At 68.1% G+C, this 16,814-nt stretch carries 17 protein-coding genes and 2 riboswitches; of the genes, 10 read left to right on the top strand and 7 right to left on the bottom strand.

Annotation, left to right across the window (positions count from 1 at the left end; translation table 11 throughout):
• Positions 1-234: 234 nt before the first annotated feature.
• Positions 235-852 (bottom strand): trimeric intracellular cation channel family protein, encoded by a 618-nt coding sequence (locus tag ACZK2R_RS21040; protein ID WP_005411215.1) that lies wholly within the window; start codon positions 850-852, stop codon positions 235-237.
• Between the two features lie 84 nt (positions 853-936).
• Positions 937-1,040: riboswitch (glycine riboswitch) on the bottom strand.
• 13 nt (positions 1,041-1,053) lie between these two features.
• Positions 1,054-1,143, bottom strand: a riboswitch (glycine riboswitch).
• A gap of 40 nt (positions 1,144-1,183) precedes the next feature.
• Here ACZK2R_RS21040 and ACZK2R_RS21035 point away from each other — a divergent pair.
• The 3 genes from ACZK2R_RS21035 to ACZK2R_RS21025 all read left to right on the top strand — a co-directional run bounded on the left by ACZK2R_RS21035 (position 1,184) and on the right by ACZK2R_RS21025 (position 2,404).
• Positions 1,184-1,459 carry a GIY-YIG nuclease family protein gene (locus ACZK2R_RS21035; protein ID WP_032129686.1) on the top strand — a complete coding sequence of 92 codons (276 nt, stop codon included), beginning with the start codon at positions 1,184-1,186 and terminating at the stop codon, positions 1,457-1,459.
• A 71-nt stretch (positions 1,460-1,530) separates the two neighbouring features.
• A complete protein-coding gene (locus tag ACZK2R_RS21030) occupies positions 1,531-1,962 on the top strand; it encodes a nuclear transport factor 2 family protein (RefSeq protein WP_125892172.1) in 432 nt (143 codons plus the stop codon).
• Positions 1,963-1,966: 4 nt separating this feature from the next.
• Positions 1,967-2,404 (top strand): hypothetical protein, encoded by a 438-nt coding sequence (locus tag ACZK2R_RS21025; protein WP_125892174.1) that lies wholly within the window; start codon positions 1,967-1,969, stop codon positions 2,402-2,404.
• A gap of 99 nt (positions 2,405-2,503) precedes the next feature.
• Here ACZK2R_RS21025 and ACZK2R_RS21020 read toward each other — a convergent pair whose 3' ends face one another.
• The gene (locus ACZK2R_RS21020) at positions 2,504-3,784 is read right to left on the bottom strand and encodes an NAD(P)/FAD-dependent oxidoreductase (protein ID WP_180837432.1); all 1,281 of its coding nucleotides are present in this window, start codon (positions 3,782-3,784) and stop codon (positions 2,504-2,506) included.
• Between the two features lie 123 nt (positions 3,785-3,907).
• On the opposite strand from ACZK2R_RS21020, the gene ACZK2R_RS21015 reads away from it, so the two are divergent.
• Together ACZK2R_RS21015 and ACZK2R_RS21010 are read left to right on the top strand one after the other, a co-directional pair.
• Positions 3,908-4,687: an NYN domain-containing protein gene (locus tag ACZK2R_RS21015; RefSeq protein WP_010481148.1), complete on the top strand. Its 780-nt coding sequence runs from the start codon at positions 3,908-3,910 to the stop codon at positions 4,685-4,687.
• Positions 4,688-4,801: 114 nt separating this feature from the next.
• Positions 4,802-5,422, top strand: coding sequence for a glutathione S-transferase family protein (locus ACZK2R_RS21010; RefSeq protein ID WP_032129683.1), 621 nt, complete (start codon positions 4,802-4,804; stop codon positions 5,420-5,422).
• A gap of 80 nt (positions 5,423-5,502) precedes the next feature.
• Here the strand turns inward: ACZK2R_RS21010 and ACZK2R_RS21005 are convergent, their stop codons facing one another.
• Positions 5,503-7,680, bottom strand: coding sequence for a primosomal protein N' (locus ACZK2R_RS21005; protein WP_125892178.1), 2,178 nt, complete (start codon positions 7,678-7,680; stop codon positions 5,503-5,505).
• A 412-nt stretch (positions 7,681-8,092) separates the two neighbouring features.
• Here ACZK2R_RS21005 and ACZK2R_RS21000 point away from each other — a divergent pair, with 412 nt between their 5' ends.
• The 4 genes from ACZK2R_RS21000 to sppA all read left to right on the top strand — a co-directional run bounded on the left by ACZK2R_RS21000 (position 8,093) and on the right by sppA (position 13,311).
• Positions 8,093-9,097, top strand: coding sequence for a hypothetical protein (locus ACZK2R_RS21000; protein ID WP_032129681.1), 1,005 nt, complete (start codon positions 8,093-8,095; stop codon positions 9,095-9,097).
• Complete coding sequence (locus ACZK2R_RS20995) at positions 9,090-9,668, top strand: DUF3106 domain-containing protein (RefSeq protein WP_125892180.1); 579 nt, start codon at positions 9,090-9,092, stop codon at positions 9,666-9,668. The genes ACZK2R_RS21000 and ACZK2R_RS20995 overlap by 8 nt, the downstream gene beginning before the upstream one ends.
• 239 nt (positions 9,669-9,907) lie before the next feature.
• The gene (locus ACZK2R_RS20990; RefSeq protein WP_110713888.1) at positions 9,908-11,272 is read left to right on the top strand and encodes an MATE family efflux transporter; all 1,365 of its coding nucleotides are present in this window, start codon (positions 9,908-9,910) and stop codon (positions 11,270-11,272) included.
• Between the two features lie 116 nt (positions 11,273-11,388).
• A complete protein-coding gene (gene sppA, locus ACZK2R_RS20985) occupies positions 11,389-13,311 on the top strand; it encodes a signal peptide peptidase SppA (protein WP_049400998.1) in 1,923 nt (640 codons plus the stop codon).
• 73 nt (positions 13,312-13,384) lie between these two features.
• Here the strand turns inward: sppA and ACZK2R_RS20980 are convergent, their stop codons facing one another.
• Positions 13,385-13,597, bottom strand: a complete 213-nt coding sequence (locus tag ACZK2R_RS20980; RefSeq protein ID WP_125892184.1) for a hypothetical protein — start codon at positions 13,595-13,597, stop codon at positions 13,385-13,387.
• Between the two features lie 111 nt (positions 13,598-13,708).
• Between ACZK2R_RS20980 and ACZK2R_RS20975 the strand changes: the two genes are divergently transcribed.
• The gene (locus ACZK2R_RS20975) at positions 13,709-14,485 is read left to right on the top strand and encodes an SDR family oxidoreductase (RefSeq protein WP_010481164.1); all 777 of its coding nucleotides are present in this window, start codon (positions 13,709-13,711) and stop codon (positions 14,483-14,485) included.
• A 93-nt stretch (positions 14,486-14,578) separates the two neighbouring features.
• Here the strand turns inward: ACZK2R_RS20975 and ACZK2R_RS20970 are convergent, their stop codons facing one another.
• Genes ACZK2R_RS20970 through tsaC form a run of 3 tightly spaced genes read right to left on the bottom strand, consistent with a single transcriptional unit; the run spans position 14,579 to position 16,672 of the window.
• Complete coding sequence (locus tag ACZK2R_RS20970) at positions 14,579-15,325, bottom strand: hypothetical protein (RefSeq protein ID WP_125892186.1); 747 nt, start codon at positions 15,323-15,325, stop codon at positions 14,579-14,581.
• Between the two features lie 35 nt (positions 15,326-15,360).
• Positions 15,361-16,038: a DUF4124 domain-containing protein gene (locus ACZK2R_RS20965; RefSeq protein WP_049401000.1), complete on the bottom strand. Its 678-nt coding sequence runs from the start codon at positions 16,036-16,038 to the stop codon at positions 15,361-15,363.
• Positions 16,039-16,081: 43 nt separating this feature from the next.
• On the bottom strand, positions 16,082-16,672 hold the full coding sequence (tsaC, locus tag ACZK2R_RS20960; protein ID WP_019338925.1) for an L-threonylcarbamoyladenylate synthase type 1 TsaC: 591 nt from the start codon (positions 16,670-16,672) through the stop codon (positions 16,082-16,084).
• Positions 16,673-16,814 lie beyond the last annotated feature (142 nt).

Here is a 16,814-nt window from a genome sequence, read left to right as displayed (position 1 = left end):
TCACGGCACCACGGGCAGCGGGGAGGGAGTTGTCTGGCGGGGCCGCGGGCGCGGCGTGGCTGGATGCCGTCGCGGCAGCGACGGGGTGACAATGGTAGCCAATCACCCCGGCCAATGCCGTATGACCATGGTCATGCAGCGCATTCGGTAGTGCCGGCCGCTGGCCGGCAACCTGCCGGAATCTGCGGGCGTGTGCCGTGTTGCCGGCCAGCGGCCGACACTACCGACAAACAATCAATGCACTTCGTCGTGATAGACGAACTTCGGCATTTCCCAGCGGTAGTGGATCGCCAGCAGGCGCAGCGCGAAGCCGCCGCCGAGGCAGCACAGGATCGCGGTGGCGTCGGCCACGCCCCAGTGCAGCAGCAACAGGTAGGCCGCGCCGGTCAGCAGCGCGATGATCGCGTACAGCTCCTTCTGGAAGATCAGCGGCACCTCGTTGCAGAGAATGTCGCGCAGCACGCCGCCGAACGCGCCGGTCAGCATGCCGGCGATCAGCACGATCGGCATGGCATGGCCGGCCTCGCGCGCGATCGAACAGCCGATCAGGGTGAAGGCGATCAGGCCCAGGCCATCGAGCACCAGGAAGGTGCGGCGGAAGTGGTGCATCCAGCGCGCCACCCAGGTGGCGATCAGCGCCGCGCACACGGTGAAGCCCAGGTACTCGGGATGCTTCACCCAGCCCAACGGGTAGTGGCCGAGCAGGATGTCGCGCAGCGAACCGCCCCCGAGGGCGGTGACACAGGCGATCATGACCACCCCGAACAGGTCCATGCGGCGGCGGCCGGCGGACAGCGCGCCGGTCATGGCTTCGGCGGAAATGGCGATCAGGTAGATGATGGACAGCAGCATGGGACAGGCTCCGGGCGCGGTGGGGCCGGCCATGCGCGACTACCGCCACTGCCTGCGCAATGACGGGATGACGATGACCGGTGCCGCTCCCGCTGTCCTTTTGCCTGAGAGTTCAGCGGCGTAGGCCGCGTGCCCCTTCGGCGGATCGTCCCGGGCGTGCCCGGTGACCTCTCTCCAGCTCGGCGAGTCGAATGCATGGTTGGTGGGATTCCAGCCCACCGGCCTGAGCGATCATGGGAGCCTGCGCCTTCGGCGGGCGCCAGCGCGGCGCCTCTCTCCTGCATTCGGGCGCCAGTATATCCGCTGCAGTGCAGCACGGCATAATCCGGGCATGGCCCCGTCCCTCCGCCCGTGGTTCCTGTACCTGCTCGAATGCCGCGATGGCAGCTATTACGCCGGCATCAGCACCGACGTGGACGCGCGCTTCGCCGCCCACCAGGCCGGCAAGGGCGCGCGTTACACCCGGGCGCGGCCGCCGCTGCGCGTGCTGGCCGTGCGCGAGTACCCGGACCGGGCTGCCGCCTCGCGGGCCGAGTGGCAGCTCAAGCAGCAGCCGCGCGAACGCAAGCTGGCCTGGCTGCAGGAACCGGCCGAGACGCTTCTGTAGATCCACGCCATGCGTGGATGGGCCACTTGGCCCATGCCATGATCACCCCGCGCCCAGCCCTGGAGACCCGGATGTCCGCGATTGCCCTGCTGTTCGCTCTTTCCGCAGCAACGAGCCCCACTGCCGATCCGGCCACCCTCGAGGCCATTGAAGCCACCTGCCACGATTACGTCGACGGCCAGCTGGAAGCCGACCCGCAGCGCGTCGCCCGCTCCCTGCACCCGGACCTGGCCAAGCGCGCGGTCCTCGGCGATACGCCCGACGAACGCCTGGGCCTGCGCCGCATGTCGAAGGAAGAACTGGTGGCGCTGACGAAGCAGGGCGCGTTGAAGACCCCGAAGGATCAATGGGACCGCCGCTGCACGGTGCTGGACGTGACCGGCAACGCCGCCTCGGTGCGACTGGAAACCCCGTGGTTCGTCGACTACTTCCACATGGGGCGCTTCGACCAGCGCTGGGTCATCGTCAACGCACTGTGGTACGCGAAACCAAAGGCGCAGTAGAGCGATGCGTGCCGCCGGCAAAGCATGGATCTGCGTCGTCATGCTGGTCGCCGGCATCGCGCTGCTGCCTGGCCTGCTGTACCTGCTCGGGTTGGCGCTGGTGGAAGGCCGGCCGAACTTGGCCGACCGCACGCCCAGTGGTGTGGCCGCGTGCAGCAGCGAACCGCGGGCGGGATACCAGCCGATGACTCCATGGAGCTTCACGACGCGGTTCTTCGATCCTGAAGCGTTGAAGAAGGCGACTGATGTCGAGCGCGAAGCGTTCTGGGTTGCACGCCGCCACCTGATGCGGCAGCCAAGGCACGACATGCTGCGCTGGCATCTCAGCAGTACCGCACTGACAATCTGGATCACCCGGCATTGGAGTACCGCGCAGATTGCTGATGCCGCGAGGAAGGAGGATTTCTGCCGCACCTGGTCGAAACGGCGGGTGGCCCGATGAACCGGTAGATCCACGCCATGCGTGGATGGTGTTGACGGGGTCAGAGCCCTTTCCTGCGGAAAGGGATCCGACCGCGCAGCAGCCGGCCAGCGGCCGGCACTACCGTCGGGGTCGCCGGTCTTCCTGATCATCACCGAAGATGATGCGCGCGCTCCGCTGGTAGCTCCAGTACGCCACCGCCCAGTTCAGCAGCACCACGATGCGGTTGCGGAAGCCGATCAGGAAGAACACGTGCGCGGCCAGCCAGAACCACCAGGCCAGGATGCCCGACAACTGCAGCCGGCCCAGGTGCACGATCGCGGCCATGCGGCCGATGGTGGCCAGGTTGCCGAAGTCGGCGTACTTGAACGGTCCGGGGACTGCCTTGCCGTGCAGGCGCGCGCGGATCACCTCGGCCACGTACTTGCCCATCTGCTTGGCGGCAGGGGCCACGCCGGGTACCGGCTTGCCGTTGGCCTGGTTCAGTGCGGCCAGATCGCCGGCCACGAACAGTTCCGGGTGGCCGGGCAGGGTGAGATCGGGTTGCACCTGCACGCGGCCGGCGCGGTCCAGCGGCACGTCCAGCGTGCGCGCCAGGGGTGAAGCGGCCACACCGGCGGCCCAGACCACCGTGCGTGCCGGCACGAAATGCTCACCGAGCTTGAAGCCCTGGCTGTCGATGTCGCTCACCGGGGTACCGGTCAGCACTTCCACTCCCAGTTTTTCCAGCTGCCGGCGCGCCTTCAGCGAAAGCACTTCCGGGAACGAGGACAACACGCGTGGGCCAGCTTCGACCAGCCGCACCTTGGCGCTGGCCGGGTCGATGTGGCGGAACTCGTTGCGCAGCGTATGCCGCGCGATCTCGGCCAGAGTGCCGGCCAGTTCGACGCCGGTAGGTCCACCACCAACCACGGCAAAGCTCAGCCATGCGGCCTTCTTCGCCGGGTCCGGTTCCGCCTCTGCGCGCTCGAACGCCAGCAGCAGCTTGCGGCGCAACGCAATGGCATCGTCCAGCGTCTTCAGACCGGGCGCATCATCGGCCCACTGGTCGTTGCCGAAGTAGGCGTGGGTGGCGCCGGTAGCCAGCAGCAGGCTGTCGTAGTCCAGCGTGCTGCCATCGGCCATGCGGATCTGCCGGGCCTGCTTGTCGATGGTCACCACTTCGCCGAGGCGGACTTCCACATTGCGCTGGTGGCCGAGGATGTGGCGCAGCGGCGCGGCGATGTCCGGCGCGGACAGGCCGGCGGTGGCCACCTGGTACAGCAGTGGCTGGAACAGATGGTGGTTGCGGCGGTCGACCAGGGTGATGCGTATGCGCTCGCGGGCCAGGGCACGGGTGGCCCAGAGGCCGGCAAAACCGCCGCCGACAACAACCAGGTGGGGAACGCGCTCGCGACTCATCGACTCACTCCAGTGGGGGCATTGGGGGAAGCGCCTGGCATCTTCGCACGATGGCGCCCTGTCACGTCAGCGCCCGCATGGATCGGCGATACTCGGGTTCAGGCAACCGCCCGTGAGGAGCCCATGAGCGAACCGGAAAAGCGCATCGCCCTGTTGATCGACGCCGACAATGCGCCGGCCTCGAAGATCGACGAGGTCCTGGCCGAAGTCGCCCGCTACGGTGTGGCCAACGTGCGCCGCGCCTATGGCAACTGGAAGAGCCCGCGGTTGAAGGGTTGGGAGGCCGTGCTGCACGAATATGCGATCCGCCCGATCCAGCAGTTCGCCTACAGCAAGGGCAAGAATGCCTCGGACATGGCGATGGTGATCGATGCCATGGACCTGCTGTACGCGCGCAATCTCGATGGCTTCGCCATCGTGTCCAGCGATGCCGATTTCACCCCGATGGTGATGCGCCTGCTGACCGACGGTGTGAAGGTCTATGGCTTCGGCGAGAAGAAAACCCCGGAGCCGTTCGTCAACGCGTGCTCGAAGTTCACCTATCTGGAAGCGCTGGGCCAGACCCATGCCAGCGTGCCGGATACCGAACAGGCGTCCAGCGAACAGGCATCGAACGAGCCTGTTGCCAACGACGATGCCCGGCCACGCAAGAGCGGTGCGGAAATGCGCAGCGATACGCGGCTGGTGAAGATGCTGCGCCGTGCGGTGTCCTCGGCCGAGGGCGAGGATGGCTGGTCGCACCTTGGCCCGGTCGGCAGCCAGATCGGCAACCAGGCCTCGTTCGATCCGCGCAACTACGGTTACGGCAAGCTCAGTGACCTGCTGGCAGCGATCGGGCTGTTCGAGCTGAAGAAGGACGGCAAGTCCTCCTACGTGCGCGCGCTGCCGAAGAAAAACCGGTAGTGCCGGCCGCTGGCCGGCAAGCCCCAGATGCCAGATCCCGCATCCGCCACCCACACACCCACTCCGATCAGGCGTATCGTTGCCGCTCGCATTGCCAGCAAGGAAAAAACCCGCATGTTGAAGATCTGGGGCCGCCGCAATTCCAGTAACGTCCGCAAGGTGCTGTGGTGCGCCGAGGAGATCGGCCTGCCGTATGAATCCATCGAGGTTGGTGGCAGCCATGGCGGCACGCAGACGCCGGAGTACCTGGCGATGAATCCCAACAGCCTGGTGCCGGTGATCGAAGACCATGGCCTGCCGCTGTGGGAATCGAATGCCATCGTGCGCTATCTGAGTGCGCGCTACGCGCTGGGCACGCTGTACGCCGAAGACCCGATGGAACGCGCCCAGGCCGAGAAGTGGATGGACTGGAGCACCTCGCGCATGGCGCCGCTGTACACCGACCTGATCTGGGGCATCATGCGCACCGCCCCAGCTGACCGCGACGAAGCGCGCATCAATGCCGCCATCGTGCGTGCCGGTGACTACCTGGCGATGGCCGATGCCACGTTGGCCAGACAGCCGTGGCTGTCGGGCGAGACGTTCGCGATGGGTGACATCCCGCTGGGCTCGCTGATCTATGCCTGGTTCGAACTGCCCATCCAGCGCCCGGAACTGCCGCACCTGGCCGACTGGTACGCCCGCCTGCGCGAACGCCCGGCCTACCAGCGCGGCGTGATGTCGCCGCTGACCTGAGGGGTAGCGCCGGGCCATGCCCGGCGAGCGTGGTATGCGGAGGACCGCCGGGCATGGCCCGGCGCTAGCGTTCGTCTGCCTCAATACAGATCCGTCGGATCCACATCCAGCGACCAGCGCACCTTGCGTGCCTCCGGCAGCGCATACAGCTGCGGCACCAGCTGGGCCAGCACGCCATGCAGCGGTGGCCGCTGAAGCGCGGACAGCAACAGCTGCGTGCGCTGGTAACCGGCACGCCGCGGCATCGGCGCCGGCATCGGCCCATAGGCCTCGACCACGTTCTGTTCGCCCAGCAACTGCCGCGCCGCCAGCAGGAACGCATTGGCATGCTCGACCTGCTGTGCCTCGGCGCGCATCAGTGCCAGATGCGCGAACGGCGGGAATCCGGCGGCCTGGCGCTGGTTCAACTCGGCCTGCGCGAACGGGTGGTAGCCACCGCTCACCAGGGTTTCCAGCAGCGGATGCCCGGGGTGATGAGTCTGCAGCCAGACCTCACCAGGATCACGTGCACGGCCGGCGCGGCCAGCGACCTGGATCAGCTGCTGTGCCAGTTTTTCACTGGCGCGGAAGTCCGCGGAGAACAAACCTTCGTCGATGCCCACCACCACCACCAGTGTCAGCTTCGGCAGGTCGTGGCCCTTGGCCAGGATCTGCGTGCCGACCAGGATGCCGGGCTGGTCACCCAGTTTCGCCAGCTGCTGTTCCAGTGCGTCGCGTCGTGAGGTGGTGCCGCGGTCGATGCGCACCACCGGAAAATCGGCGAAGGCGGCGGTGAGGTGCTCTTCCAGGCGTTCGGTACCGATGCCCTGTGGCTGCAGCGCCAGGCTGCCGCAGGCCGGGCATGCCAGCGGCGCCGGTTGCCGCGCACCGCAGTGGTGGCACTGCAGCCGGCGGCCGCCACCATGCACGGTCATCGGTGCATCGCAGCGGTTGCACGGTGCGGTCCAGCCGCAGTCGTGGCACAGCAGCACCGGCGCATAGCCACGGCGGTTCTTGAACACCAGCACCTGCTGGCCACGCTGCAGGTGCTCGCCGATGCCGGCCAGAACATCGGCCGAGAGGCCATCGTGCAATGGCCGTTTGCGCACATCGAGGATGCGCACGCGCGGTGGTCGTGCATCGCCGGCACGCTGCTTCAGGCGCAGGTGGGCGTAGCGCCCGGCATAGGCGTTGTGCAGTGTTTCCAGCGAGGGCGTGGCACTGCCGAGCAGCACGGGAATGCCGAGCGCCTTGGCGCGCACCAGGGCGAAATCGCGCGCGTGGTAGCGGATGCCGTCCTGCTGCTTGTAGCTGCCGTCATGTTCCTCGTCGATGATCAGCAGACCGGCCTGCGGCAGCGGCGTGAACACTGCCGAGCGGGTGCCGACAATGACGCGTGCTTCACCACGTGAGGCGGCTGCCCAGACGCGAGCGCGCTCGTTATCGTTCAAGCCCGAATGCAGCGCATGCACGGCGATGCCGAGGCGGCCGCGGAAGCGTGCCAGGGTCTGCGGAGTCAGGCCGATTTCCGGCACCAGCACCAGCGCCTGCCTGCCCTGTGCCAGGCAATGGATGATCGCCTGCAGGTAGACCTCGGTCTTGCCGCTGCCGGTCACGCCATCCAGCAGGAAAGGCTGGAAGCCGTCGGCGGCGTTGATCGCAGTCACGGCCTCGGCCTGGTCCGGGTTGAGCGTGGGCCCGGGCAACGGCTGCGCATGCTGCGGTGCCACCGTCATCGCCACGCGCTCGGCCAGTGCACGCTTGGACAGACTGCGTGCGGCGGTGCGCCAGTCCTCCATGCGTTCGCCCAGTACGTCTTCATCCACCACGGCCTCGGCCAGCAGTTCGGCCAGCTGCCGCGGGCGGCTGCCGGCGCGCAGCTTCCCGCGCTGGGCATGGCCTTCGGGTGTCAGTTGCCAGCCCCAGTGATGGGTGTCGGGCAGGGCCTCGCCGTGGCGCAGCGGGCCGGGCAGGGCGGTGCTGAGTACTTCGCCCAACGGCGCGTGGGTGTAGCGCGCCAGCCACTGCAGGCTCTGCCACAGCTCACCCTGCAGCAGCGGCTGCGGGTCGCACCAGGCCAACGCCTGGCGGAGTCCCTGGCCGTCGTCGGTCTGGCCGTGTCCCACCACCACACCGACCAGCTCACGGTTGCCGAACGGCACCTTCAGGCGGCAGCCGACCGCAACCGTGGGGGCCACGCCCTCCGGCGACAGGTAGTCGAACAGGCGGGGCAGGGGGACGGGCAGGGCGACCTGCAGGGTCGGAATCGGTGAAAGCATCGGGCCAGTGTACCGGGCCATGCGCGCGCGAATGGCGGGGTGGGCGGCGGCGGGACGGCGCCCGTTGAATCATAAATGTCACCTAAATATCGGTGTCCATTGGAGATTCAGTCTTATCCACATGTTCTGTGGATAACGCTGTGCGTTACCGGTCGGCGGGCGCGCAGGAGGCCGATGGCGACGGCCTCACGCTCCGGTTGGTCAAAAAATCGCCATACTTTAAAATCCATCAAAATCAATTACTTAAGTGTGAAACAGTGCTGAAACAGAGTGAATTCAGCTGGATGCCACAGTTTCCTGCGCAGGCAGCGTGGTGCTGTGCACAACCTGCAGCACGAAGTGCCTGTGGGCGCAAGTCCTACGGGCGCCGATGGCCTGCCGCTATCATGCGGGCAGACCTTTGGAGTGATCGATGACGGCTGTGCCCGCCCCTGTTTCCTCGACCGCGGCCGGTGCGCTGTCGGCGTTCCTGCGAGGTGTTGAACGCCGCGCCCTGGTGGTGGCTGAACTGCAGTGCGGCGATGCTGCCCGGGCCGAACAGACACTGGTGGCGGTGATGCGCGCGTTTGCGGCGGTCGCCAGTGACCTGCCGATGGCGCAGTGGCCAACCCGCTTCTGGACCCTGCTGGGCCAGCGCCAGGCGCTGCGTGAGCCGGTGGGCGGCCAGTGGGAGCCGCCGCTTGCCGCCTTGGGCCAGATGGGACCGTTGCCGCGCCTGGCGCTGTTGCTGCGGGTGGGCGGCAGCCTGGATGAAGGTATCGCCACGCGCGTGCTCGACCAGGACGAAGCCGGCTACCAGCAGCTGCTGGCCGATGCCTGCCCGCGTGACGCGCACGGCCAGCCCGACGCCTCGGCCTGGCGCCAGCTGGCCGAACAGGTGCAGCTGCGCATCCGCGATCTGCCCGTCAAACGCCTGCAGCAGCTGCAACAGCCGGCCGCACCGACGAACAGCAGTGAAGCGCCGACCTCCAGCTGGCGCACCCCGCAGCGCGACGAGCGGGCTGCAGCCACTGGCAAGCGCCGCCGCGCCAATGCCAAGCCGCGCTGGCGCGGTCCGTTGATCCTGCTGATAACCGTGGTGGTACTGCTGGCCGCCGCGCTGGGCTGGCGCCATTGGCAGGGACATTCGTTCGGCAGCGACGCACCGCTGCCGGAAGGCGTGGTTGGTGAGGCGGGTCCCGTCACGGTGGAAGCACTGCCGCCGAGCAAGGTCAATGCCACGCCGGACGCGACCCCTGCGCAGGCGACGGACGACGCCACGATGCTGGCCGACCGCGACTATCCGCTGGTGGCCGATGCCGATCTGTATGCATGGACCGCCGCGGGCGGCCCGCTGCCGGTGGACGAGTCGCAATCCAAGCCGAGCCGGCCGGAGCCGGCCAGCGCCACGCTGGAAACCGCTGCTGCCGATGAATAAGACCGTATTCGCCAGCCTGCTGCTGGCCCTGCCGTTGTCGCTGTCCGCCGCGCCGCAGACCTTGAACGTGCCGCTGCCGCCGCCAGTGCCGGGCAGTTCACCGGCGGCCCCGGCCACCACAGGTACGACGCCCGCTACGTTCGCCCAGCTCGATGCCCAGCAGCAGCGCCAGCGCCGCGCCGACTACGCCGCATGGCGGGTATTGCCGGAGGGCGAGCGTGAGCGGATCCGTCAGGCCGCTGCGCGATTCAATGCGTTGCCGGCCGACCAGCAGCAGCGCCTGCGGCAGCAGTTCCAGGCGCAGGACCAGGCCTTCCGCGAAGGCTGGCGGCTGGGCCCGCAGCTGGGCCTGGAGTTCCCCAAGCTGCACGGCCTGTTCGGCTTCGTGCCGCCGGAACAGCGCGAGGCCGCGCTGGCCGTGCTGCGCCAGCTCAGCCCGGCGCAGCTGGCCCAACTGACCCTGGTGGCACAGCGCACGCCACCGCAGGAGCGCGACAAGGTCCGCGGCGCGTTCCTCGCGGTGCCGCCGGCCGAGCGCGATACCTGGCTCAAGCGCCAGGCCGGGCAGTAGAAAGAAAAGGGGACGGAGGGGATTAAGTCGTATTCGGCACAGTCGGGCTTGAAACGACTTAATCCCCTCCGTCCCCTTTTTCTGTTCGTAACGCGATCGCAACGCGTGATGCCGGGGCCTGCCGGAACCCAGCATTCACGCCATGTCATGGGAATGCGCGCGCTGCGCGCGTAAGATGACCGGCCGCAACCCGGTGCCTGTGCCCTTCGCGCGCAACCGTAGTTCGCGTCAAGCACCTTATGTCTACTGCAACCTCCACGCCGCGCTTCAGCAAGGAAGTAGGCGCTACCGGTCTGCTCGCCCTGCCGCTTGTGCTCGGGCATGTGTCCACCGGTCTGATCTCCTTCGTCGACAACGTCATTGCCGGCCACCACGCTACGGCGACCCTGGCCGCGGTGACCATCGGCACCGCCCTGCTGTGGCTGCCGATGCTGATCCCGATCGGCACCCTGATCTCACTCACCGCCTCGGTGTCGCAGCTGCATGGCGCTGGCCGCGAGCGCGAGATCGGCCCGCTGTTCCGCCAGGCACTGTGGCTGGCGCTGGGCCTGGGCCTGATCATGTTCACCTTCCTCACCGTGGTGCCGCCGCTGCTGCCTGCGTTCGGCATCGCACCGGACATCGTGCCGGGGGCCACCGCGTTCCTGCACGCGGTGCGCTGGGGCGGACCTGCGCTGACCCTGTACTTCTGCATGCGCTATCTCAGCGAGGGCATGCACTGGACCCTGCCGACCATGCTGCTCGGCTTCGGTGGCCTGCTGGTGCTGGCACCGATGGGCTACGTGCTGGCCAACGGCAAGCTCGGCTTCCCGGAAATGGGCGCCGAGGGCCTGGGCATCGCTTCGGCGGTGATGATGTGGCTGCAGGCGATCGCCTTCGCCACCTACCTGTGGTTCACCAAGCGCTTCGCCCACCTGCAGCTGTTCTCGCACTTCGAAGGACCGCGCTGGAAGGCGATCTGGGACCTGCTGCGCACCGGCCTGCCGATCGGCATCACCGTGCTGATGGAGGGCGGCCTGTTCATCGTCACCGCGCTGCTGATCGGCCGCCTCGGTGCCAATGAAGCGGCCGCGCACCAGATCGCGATCAACGTCGCCCAGCTGTGCTTCATGATCCCGATGGGCGTGGCCGAGGCCACCACCGTGCGCGTCGGGCATGCGGTCGGTCGTGGCGATGGCTTCGGCGTGCGGCGCGCGGCCTGGGCCGGCTACGCGATCATCATGGGTACGCAGACGTTGTCGGCAGCGGTGCTGCTGTTCGGCCATGACGCCATCGTCGGTGTCTACACCAACGACCTGGCGGTGGCCGGCCTGGCCTCCACCCTGCTGCTGTACGCGGCCACCTTCCAGTTCCCGGATGGCATCCAGGTGCTGTCGGCGGGCGCGCTGCGCGGCCTGAAGGACACCCGCGTGCCGATGTTCATCGCCATGTTCGCGTACTGGGGCCTGGGCATGCCGCTCGGCGCCGGGCTCGGCCTGGGGCTGGGCATGGGCCCGCAGGGCATGTGGATCGGCCTGATCGTCGGCCTGACCGCCGCCGCCATCCTGATGGGCTGGCGCCTGCGTCGCAGCAGCCTGCGCATCGGCCAGTCGGCACTGTCCTGATCCGCCCCGCCCGCCGCGATGACCCGTGGCGGGCGATCCCCTGACTTGTGTCCGATGCCGCATCACACGGCACCGGCTATGCTGGCACCACGGCAAGAAGCCATCCGGAGCGTTCCATGAATCAACCCGTGCCCCCGCTGCCCCCGGCGCGTCGCAACCCCGTCGCCAGTTTCTTCATCGGGCTGTGGGACGTCATGAACTTCACCCGCCGGTTGATCCTCAACCTGGTGTTCTTCGGCCTGCTGTTCCTGCTGCTGGTGATGTTCGTCATCGCCGCCGGCATGGGCGCCGGTGCCAGCAAATCGCTGCAGGACCGCACTACCCTGGTGATCGCGCCGGAAGGCCGCCTGGTCGAGCAGTTCAGCGCTGACCCGGTCAGCCGCGCGCTGGCCAAGGCGGTGGGCGACAACGGTGCCGAAGAGATCCAGCTGCGCGACCTGCTGCGGGTGATCGAGTCGGCCAAGGAAGACAAGAAGATCGAGCGCGTGGTGCTGGAGCTGGACAAGCTGCAGCCGTCGGGCTTCGCTTCGCTGCGTGAAGTGGCCGCGGCACTGCAGGACCTGCGTGCGTCCGGCAAGCAGCTGGTGGCCTACAGCGAGAGCATGGGCCAGTCGCAGTACCTGCTGGCCGCACAGGCCGACGAGGTCTACCTGGACCCGATGGGGTCGGTGGTGCTCGAGGGCCTGGGCCGCTATCGCCAGTACTTCCGCACCGGCCTGCAGGACAAGCTGGGTGTGGACGTGCACCTGTTCAAGGTGGGCGAGTACAAGTCCGCCGCCGAACCCTACGTGCTCGACGCCGCTTCGCCGGCCTCCAAGGAAGCCGACCTGTTCTGGATGAACGACGTGTGGCAGCGCTACCTGGGCGACATCGCCAAGGCCCGCCGCCTGGATCCGGCACAGCTGGCCGCCGGCATCGACACGCTGCCGGAAGGCATCGCCGCTGCCGGTGGTGACCTGGCCAAGTTCGCCCTGCAGCAGAAGCTGGTGACGTCGCTGAAGACCCGCGAGGAATTCGAGGATCTGATGATCGAGCGCGGCGTGGCTGACGACGATGCCGACGGTGGTTTCCGCAACATCGACTTCGGCTCCTACCTGGGCCAGCTCGATGCGCGCCGCAACCCGGTCGACAGCCGTCCGCAGGTGGCGGTGGTGGTGGCTGCTGGCGAAATCAGCGGTGGCGACCTGCCGGCCGGCCGCATCGGTGGCGAATCGACCTCGGCGCTGCTGCGTGCCGCGCGTGACGACGAGAACGTGAAGGCCGTGGTGCTGCGCGTGGATTCGCCGGGTGGTGAAGTGTTCGCCTCCGAGCAGATCCGCCGCGAAGTGGTGGCCCTGCAGGCCGCCGGCAAGCCGGTGGTGGTGTCGATGGGCGACCTGGCCGCCTCCGGTGGCTACTGGATCAGCATGAATGCCGATCGCATCTATGCCGATCCGTCGACCATCACCGGTTCGATCGGCATCTTCGGCATGGTGCCGAACTTCAGCCGCGCGCTGGACAAGATCGGCGTGCACACCGACGGTGTCGGCACCACCCGTTTCGCCGGTGCGTTCGATGTCACCCGCCCGATGGATCCGGCCGTGGGCCAGGTCATCCAGTCGGTGATCAACAAGGGTTACGCCGACTTCACCGGCCGCGTCGCCGACGCCCGCAAGAAGCCGGTCGAGGCCGTCGACGAAGTGGCCCGTGGACGCGTGTGGAGCGGTGCGCAGGCCAAGGAACGTGGCCTGGTCGATGCCTTCGGTGGCCTGAAGGATGCGGTGGCCGATGCCGCCAGCCGCGCCAAGCTGGGCAAGGCTGACGCCTACCGCGTGCGTTACATCGAGAAGGCGGCAACGCCGTTCGCGCAGTTCGTCAGCGGTTTCGCCGGCAGCCGTGCAGGTGCCTGGATGCTGTCCGACTCGGGCATGGCGCGGATGGTGCTGGCGCGCACGATGCCGGAAGTGGATACGCAGCTGCGCTTTGTCGAGAACGCGGCCCGCGAGAAGGGCAACGGCACGCCGGTGAAGGCGCTGGCGTACTGCTTCTGCGGGTTCTGATCGGAAGCCATCCACGCACGGCGTGGATCTACTGGAAGCGCCCGGCCTCGGCCGGGCGTTTTCGTCTGCGGGGTTACTGCGTCGCGTCGGCCTCGGCCTTGCGCTCACGCGCGGCGGCATCGTCCACGGTCTTCTGCACGCCCTTGGCGCGGTCCAGCGGTTCGTTGATTGCGCGCGACATCGCCCGGGGCACCGGTGGCTTTTCCGGGTTCGGCGCCGGTGGGCGCTGGCAGCCCGCCAGCAGCGCGGTGGCCAGCAGGGACGTGAACAGGATCAGGATGCGCATGGCGGCACTCCGTGATGGGCGTGCGGGCAGTGTCGCATCCTCGGTAGGGGGCGGCCGTGAGCGCGTATCCTTGCCGCATCGAAACACAGCGGGCGCGGCCCGGGAGAACACATGACCCAGCAACGGTGGCGCCTGGACGGCCAGACCGCCCTGATCACCGGCGCCAGCGCCGGCATCGGCCTGGCCATCGCGCATGAACTGGCTGGCTTCGGCGCCGATCTGATGATCGTCGGCCGTGATATCGACATGCTGGAGACCGCGCGCGACGAACTGCTGGACGTGTATCCGCAGATGCAGGTGCATGCGCTGGCCGCCGATGTCTCCGACGACGAGGACCGCCGCCAGATCCTGGACTGGGTGGAGGATCATAGTGATGGCCTGCACATCCTGGTCAACAACGCCGGCGGCAATGTCACCAAGGCGGCCACGGAGTATTCCGAGGACGAATGGCGGAAGATCTTCGAGACCAACCTGTTCTCGGCCTTCGAGCTGTCGCGCTATGCACATCCGTTGCTGGCACGCCACGCGTCGTCATCCATCGTCAACGTCGGCAGCGTGTCCGGCCTGACCCATGTGCGCAGCGGCGTGGTCTACGGCATGACCAAGGCGGCGATGCATCAGATGACCCGCAACCTGGCCGTCGAGTGGGCCGAGGATGGCATCCGGGTCAACGCGGTGGCGCCGTGGTACATCCGCACGCGGCGCACGTCCGGTCCGTTGGCGGACCCGGACTACTACGAGGAAGTGATCAACCGCACACCGATGCGTCGTATCGGCGAGCCGGAGGAAGTGGCCGCAGCCGTGGGCTTCCTGTGCCTGCCGGCGGCCAGCTATGTCACCGGCGAGTGCATCGCGGTGGACGGCGGTTTCCTGCGCTACGGGTTCTGATCTTTCAGCAGGTAGTGCCGGCCGCTGGCCGGCAACTGCAACCATCTGAAGATCCTGTGGTTGCCGGCCAGCGGCCGGCACTACCGGTGGGTCTCACCCTGGTACCGGGCAGTTGCTGGCCTCCAGCACGCCCTGCAGCCGTTCGCGTTCACCGCGCGCGGTATCGCGGTTCTCCGGCGCGGCGAAGCGCTCACGGCCGCGGGCATCGCGGAAGCGCTGCTGCCAACCACCGCAGCGCTGCGCTTCGGGAAGCGCTTCGCAGTGGTCGCGCACCACTTCACAGCTGGCGGCATTCACCGGCGTCACTCCGCCAAGGCCCTGTACCGTCATCAGCTCGCAGCGGCCGGGCGCGGCTTCGTACTCGTACAGGTAGCCGCCGCCCTGGCTGTCGGTGCACTGGAAGATCGGAGGAAGCGGCGGCTTCGGTGGACCGTCACCTGCGGCGGCGCGGGCCTCGGCATCGCGGCGCAGCGTCGCGCTGTCGAGGATCTGGTCGTCTCCTGCGTGTTCGACCATGCCTGCTTCCATGATCGTGCGTCCTTCGTCCGCGCGTCGTGGTTTTGCTGGGGCCGCAGGGGCAACGGCCGGTCCGGACGGCACCGGCGCGGGTGTTTCAACGGGCGCGGATGCAGGTTCGGCGGCTACAGGCGCAGCGGCGGCCGGCTGCGAGTTGGCCGGGTCGGGGATGCGCAGCACCTGCTGCTTGCTGCCGGTGGCGCACGGCGTGCGCTGCAGGGTAGGGACGTCACTGCTGCTGGAGGTACAGCGGTAGATCACGCCCTCTTCGGCCAACGCGCTTCCGGGCAGCAGGACCAGGAGCAGCCAGATCACTCGGTTCATGCGCACAGCGTACAGGCTGCGACGGCGTGCTGCGCTCAGCGTTCGCAATCGCGCGACAGGCGCGCATCGATACCGCGCTGTTCGTTGCTGATGGCGGTGCGTTCACTCTGCAGCGCGCTGTTGTAACGGCGATCCAGCTCCCAGCGGCGGTCACTCAGCCGTGCGCAGACTTCCTGTGGTGGCAACGCATGGCAGCTGTCGCGGACCAGCACGCTGCCGGCCGGCACCTGCACGTCCATGCCGATCGAGGGGCGGCGATAACCCGTGCCTTCGCCGATCGGCGTGCCGATGGCCGGGCGTGGTCCGGGATAGGCTGGACCACGATGGCCGTGCGGCAGCCAGACACTGGTCCACAGCGGCACCCAGCGCGGATTGCCTTCGTTGTTGTCGCTGGTATAGCGCCGTCCGTCCTCGCTCACGCACTCGTACATCGGCTGCGGCGGCTGGATGTAGACGTGGCGGACTTCGCGCTCGCGGATGACCGGGGTTTCGCTGGGCGGCGGAGGCGTGGCATCACTGCGCACCACCCGTGGAGCGGGATCGCGCGGGCGCTGCAGGTCGCGCACCTGCTGGCGGCCGCTGTTGCACGGCCTGTCCTGCAGGGCGACGGCACCGTTGCTGGCAACGCAGCGGTAGACACGCACGTCCTCGGCCGCGGGTGCCGTCCACGGCAGCAGCAGGCACAGGCTCAAGGTGGCGCGTAGCAGGGTCATGGCGGCAGGGTGCGTGATTGTCCGCAGCAGCGCAATCGCCGGCTCAGGAGCGCAGCACGTTGCCGCTGAGCGCGTCGCGGATCGGGGTGGGTTGGGCCAGGCCGCCGGTCTGCCCATCGAGGATGCCGTCGAGCAGGCGCAGCAGGCGCGGGTCCAGTTCTTCGCGGCTGCGTGCCGGTGGTTCGCCGGCCAGGTTGGCGCTGGTGGAGACCAGCGGGCCGCCCCAGGCGCGGCAGAGTTCGGCCACCAGCGGGTGCGCGCTGATGCGCACCGCGATACCGCTGTGTTCGCCGGTGACCCAGGGCTGCGCGCGCGGGCCGGCAGGCAGGATCCAGGTGTTGGCACCGGGCCAGCTGGCCAGCACCGCGCGCTGGCGGGCGTCGGGCAGCGCCTGCAGCCGCACCCAGCCTTCCAGCTGCGCCAGTTCGGCCGCGACCAGGATCATGCCTTTCTCGATCGGGCGCTGCTTCAGCCGCAGCACCATGTGCACCGCAGCTTCGTGCGAGGGATCACAGCCCAGACCCCAGACCGCTTCGGTCGGGTAGGCGATCACGCCGCCCGCGCGGAGCGTGGCGACAGCAGAGTCCAGGGTGAGTTCTTTCATGGCGGCGACCGGCCCGGCGTGGGCCTTCATTATCCCCCTGCCGCGTGCAGAAGGGGTGGACCCTGGCACCCGGTAGTGCCGGCCGCTGGCCGGCATCAGCGGTAGGTACTGACTGCTGATGGTGGGTGCGGACCGTTGGTCCGCACACCTTGACCCTCATCCACGCATGGCG

It is taken from the genome of Stenotrophomonas sp. 96582_Sma (genome assembly GCF_056480905.1).
This window is presented reverse-complemented; position numbering and strand designations above follow the sequence as displayed.